Annotated in this window: 6 protein-coding genes; 2 read left to right on the top strand and 4 right to left on the bottom strand. The window is 61.4% G+C overall.

Annotated elements, in window-relative coordinates; all coding sequences use genetic code 11:
* Positions 1-89 precede the first annotated feature (89 nt).
* From EN879_RS15555 to EN879_RS15545, 3 genes are all read right to left on the bottom strand, one after another.
* Positions 90-1,046, bottom strand: coding sequence for an alpha/beta hydrolase (locus EN879_RS15555; RefSeq protein WP_063167839.1), 957 nt, complete (start codon positions 1,044-1,046; stop codon positions 90-92).
* 40 nt (positions 1,047-1,086) lie between these two features.
* Positions 1,087-1,572, bottom strand: a complete 486-nt coding sequence (locus EN879_RS15550) for an SRPBCC family protein (protein ID WP_024504356.1) — start codon at positions 1,570-1,572, stop codon at positions 1,087-1,089.
* Between the two features lie 199 nt (positions 1,573-1,771).
* The gene (locus tag EN879_RS15545) at positions 1,772-2,020 is read right to left on the bottom strand and encodes a ParB N-terminal domain-containing protein (RefSeq protein ID WP_013532091.1); all 249 of its coding nucleotides are present in this window, start codon (positions 2,018-2,020) and stop codon (positions 1,772-1,774) included.
* A 197-nt stretch (positions 2,021-2,217) separates the two neighbouring features.
* Between EN879_RS15545 and EN879_RS15540 the strand changes: the two genes are divergently transcribed.
* Positions 2,218-2,634: an acyl-CoA thioesterase gene (locus EN879_RS15540; protein WP_024504355.1), complete on the top strand. Its 417-nt coding sequence runs from the start codon at positions 2,218-2,220 to the stop codon at positions 2,632-2,634.
* A gap of 15 nt (positions 2,635-2,649) precedes the next feature.
* On the opposite strand, the gene EN879_RS15535 is transcribed toward EN879_RS15540, so the two are convergent.
* The gene (locus EN879_RS15535; RefSeq protein ID WP_063167838.1) at positions 2,650-3,609 is read right to left on the bottom strand and encodes a LysR family transcriptional regulator; all 960 of its coding nucleotides are present in this window, start codon (positions 3,607-3,609) and stop codon (positions 2,650-2,652) included.
* A gap of 135 nt (positions 3,610-3,744) precedes the next feature.
* Here EN879_RS15535 and EN879_RS15530 point away from each other — a divergent pair.
* A partial coding sequence (locus EN879_RS15530; RefSeq protein ID WP_127274119.1) for a transporter substrate-binding domain-containing protein occupies positions 3,745-4,384 on the top strand: 640 nt, incomplete at its 3' end.

Here is a 4,384-nt window from a genome sequence, read left to right as displayed (position 1 = left end):
GATGCGAGTTGGGATGAAGCCATGACGCCGAAAGCCGTCATGGAGCCACGGAATGCCGGCTGCCCGCCAACAGCCGGCGGTTTTGGCGTTCACTCCATTTCGCCGACGACCTCGTCCCAGGTCTTGACCTTGGTCTGGCCGTTTAGGAACGGCAGCGCGGCGGCCGTCAGCTCCGGGGCGAAGAAGACATCGTAGTGGGTGCGGTTGGGCAGGATCGCCAGGCGGTTCTGCGACAAGTTCTCGCGCATCCAGCCGGCGTCCTTCAGTCCGCCGCCGAGCATCTGATAGAACTTGATCTCGTGTTCGGGCTTATACATATCGCTGTCGCCATAGACCAGCATGACAGGCATCTTCAGCTTGGCGACATCGGCCGAGTAATCGCGGTTCTGACGCATGAAGCCGCCCAGCGCATCGAGGAGCTTCGGGAACTCCTCCGGATGTGGCGCCACCGCGACGTAGGATTTGTACATCGGCGTGTCCTTCATGAACTCAGCCGCGGCTGCGCTCACCTGTGCCTGCTGCGGACGCATCTCGTCATAGAAGCCGTCCGTGGCGTAGCCGGTCGATACCAAGACGAGGCGGCGCACCGCTTCGGGATGCTGGACGGCCATGCGGAAGGCGACGCCGCCGCCTAGCGAATAGCCCATGACATCGACCTGGCTGTAACCGAGCGCCTTGACGATGGCGGCCATGTCGTCGCCCATCGCCTCCACGGTGAATGGTCGGTCACCCAGCGCGGTGCGGCCGTGACCCTGCAGGTCGACGCCGATGACGGTGCGGTTTTCGGCAAGTTTCGGCAGGATCGGCGCGAACATATCCGTGGTGCCAAGACCACCATGCAGCAGAAGCAGCGGCTCGCCCTTGCCATAGATTGCATAGTAGTAGTTCAGGCCGTTGATCGTCAGAAGGCCGGACTTTTCCGGCTTCGGCAGTGCATTCGTTTCAGTCGTCATGGCAGGTTTTGTCTCCTCTGCATTGATGATGCCCGGGCAGGCAAGCAGTGCTGCGGCCGAAGCAAAAATGGCGAAAAACAGGGTTTTGAACATATCGATCTCCTCTCCTGTCGATATCAAGGCGTTATGCGGATCAAAGCGTTTTGGCGAGTTCTTCGAGCTGGTCGGCGCACTGTCCCCAGCCCTCGTGGAACCCCATCTTCTCATGCTGTTCGCGGTCGGCGACGCTCCAGTGCCTGACCCGAGCGATGTAGCGGGTCTTGCCGTTGCCCTCGTCCTCGAAGGTCAGCGCGACGGTCATGAACGGCTTTTCCGAAGGCTGCCAAGCCTCAGTGTAGGCGTCGGTGAGGACGATCTTCCTGCCGGCAACGACTTCGAGGAAGACACCTGGGTTGGGGAACTCGTTGCCGTCCGGGCTGGCCATGACGACAAGGCTCGAGCCACCGGCGCGCACATCCATCTCCGCGCGCGGCGTCGTCCACGGTTTTGGAGAGAACCAGCGCGTGATCAGTTTCGGATCGGTCCAGCAGCGATAGACGTTCTCGCGCGGCGCATCGATGATGCGGGCGAGAACCAGTTCGCGGTCGTTGGTGGGGGCGATGTCGAGCTTGGTGGTCATGATGGCGTCCTGCGTTTGATCTGGCTTCCGTCCCAAGGACGAGCCGATGAACCGCAAGCCGACATCGGCCAGCGAAAATTTTGCGACACCGTTTCGATTGACCCGAGGCGTCACTCACCTTCGTCATCCACGGGCGGAGCACGAACGCAGCTCCGTCGCGGAGACCCGAGGATGACAAAGTGATCGATGGGCCAAAGCCTTAGTGGCGCTTGGCTTGCACCAGATAGGCCTCGATCTCGGTCTCGCCGAGCCACTTTGCCGCTTCCAGCCGGTGCAGGCCTTCGACGAGGATGTGGCGCTTGCCGTCATGGCGGACCTGGATCGGCGTCTTCATGCCGTTTTCCAGAATGTCCTCGGCGAGATGGCGGACGGTCTCGGGATGCAGCGTTTTCTTGCGCGCCGTCGGCACGTAGATCTCGTCGACCTTGACCTTTTGCACTCTGAGCATGCCGACCCCCGTGGCGGAAACGCCGCCACCCCTGAAATAGTCCGTTTGATGGAGGTGGCCAAGGGTGCGGCTAACGAATACGAAGTCCGAAGGCCATTCTCGGTTCGAAGATGCCAGGGACAGCAGATCGTTTGCCTGTCGTCGCGCGTTTCGATATTGCGTCTGCGCGATCGTCGAAGGCCACGGAGCAAATCCCCATGAGCAAATCTCTCGTCACCTTTGTCGGCGTCGCTCATCCCTGGATGTGCGACGTGATGGGGCACGTGAATGTGCGTCACTACGCGGCGATGTTCGATGATGCCAGCTTCCAGCTTCTCGGCCATATTGCCGGACAGGACGACAACCAGGCGTCGCAGATCGGATGGGCCGACGTGCGCACCGAAATCGACTATCGGCATGAAACGAAAGCCGGTGCACTCATCACCATCCGCTCGCATGTCGTGAAGATCGGCCGCACCTCCATCACCTTCGAACAGGTGATGTTGGGCTCGCTCGACGGCATTGTCCGCGCATCGAGCCGGACGACAAGCGTGCGCTTCGACCTTGCCGCGCGCGCCTCGGTCGCTCTGGACGAGCCGATGCGCGACCGCTCTTCGGCCTTCTTGATCGAATAAGCCTGTCTCCGCCCGTCAGCCTATGTAGATGCGGTCATCGAGGGGCGTGTCGGCAATCAGCGTCTGCAGCCCTGACAGCAGCGCCTTCTCGGCGCGGTTCATCACCTTGTCCGGATTGACCAGCAGGAAGATGTCGATGGCCGGCGGCGCGTCATAGGGCGGCAGCCGCCACAGCATTCCATCCGCCACATCCCGCCGCGCGACGTGCAGCGGCAGCGGCCCAATGCCCAACCCGGCGACGATCATGCGCCGCACCTCTTCCAGGCTCGAGGACACGCCGACGACATCGGCATTGAGCCGGGCCTCGCTGCGCAACAGCGCGACCGGCCGCAACGCATCCGAGATATGGTCGGTCTGGAACGATACCGAGGGCTCGCCTCGGAGATCGGTCAGCGTCAGCCCGGTTTGCCCGTAAAGCCTGTGCTGCGGCCCACAGAAGAAGCCGAAGAACTCGCGGTAGACCATCGCATATTCCAGCGCCGGATCGCGCTGGCTGACCAGGCAGATGCCGAAGGAAGCACGCCGCTCCCTCACCTGCTTGGCGACTTCGGTGCTTGCTGCGACTGAAATGGTGATGCTGGCGTGCGGGTAGTTGCTGTGGAACTCGGACAGCGCCTGATCAAAGAGCGGCGAGACGACATGGCTTGCCGTCGCGATCATCACATGGCCGGGAACATCGTCGCTGATGCCGCGCATCAGCAGCGGCAACTGCGATATGGTGCCGAACACCTCGACGCTCTGCTCGTAGAGAAGCCGCCCGACCTCGGTCAGTTCGAAGCGCGTCGCGTCGCGCTCGACCAGACGCCGGCCCACCCGGTCCTCCAGTCGCCGCAGAGCATTGCTGACGCTGGGTTGCTTGAGGTTCAGTCGCTCCGCAGCTCGCGTGATGCCCTTCACCTCCGCGATGACGACGAATGTCCTCAGAAGGTTCCAGTCGAGATCCCAGACCAGCCGTTCGGGGCGTGGAAGTACCATTCCTGATATCTATGCTCTCTATTCGCATTATCTATTTGCGCAATGATACCGCAAAGGCAATCATTGATGACAGGAAAGCGTCTGCACGCCTCCCAAGAACAAACCTTGCGCGCCATCCAGAGGAGATGAAATCAGATGAACAGAGTATTTTCCGGCATCGCCGTTGCGGCCCTGCTGCTTGCGTCGACCTTCACTGCCGTTTCGGCCAGGGCCGACGACCTCGAAAAGATCAAGGCGGCGGGCGAGCTGAAGATTTCCATGAGCGGTCAGTATCCGCCCTTCAACTTCGTCAACGACCAGAATGAAGTCGTCGGTTTCGACGCCGATATCGGCAAGGCCATCGCCGAGCGCATCGGTGTCAAGGGCACCATCATCACCACGGCCTGGGACGGCATCATTGCCGGCCTGCTCGCCAACAAATACGACACCGTCGTTGGCTCGATGACGATCACGCCTGAGCGTGAAAAGGTGGTCGATTTCGTCGGGCCTTACTACCACGCCGGCCGCGCCGTTTTCGTCAGCGAGCAGTCGAAAGTGCAGAGCCTCGACGACCTCAAGGGCAAGACCATTGGCGTGACGCTGGGCGAGACGCATGAGAAATGGGCGCGCGAAAAGGGTGGCTGGGATATCCGTACCTACAAGGGCCTGCCGGAAATGCTGCTGGAGCTGAGGGCCGGCCGCGTCGACGCGATAGTCGTCGACAACATTCCGGTCATGGTTGCCGTCAAGGAGACGGGCGAGAAGGTCCGCAAGCTCAACACGCCCGATATCGAAG

The organism is Mesorhizobium sp. M7A.F.Ca.AU.002.02.1.1, assembly GCF_003998535.1.
GTDB lineage: Bacteria > Pseudomonadota > Alphaproteobacteria > Rhizobiales > Rhizobiaceae > Mesorhizobium > Mesorhizobium ciceri.
Note: the sequence above shows the minus strand (reverse complement) of the source record. Positions and strands in the feature narration are given on the sequence as shown.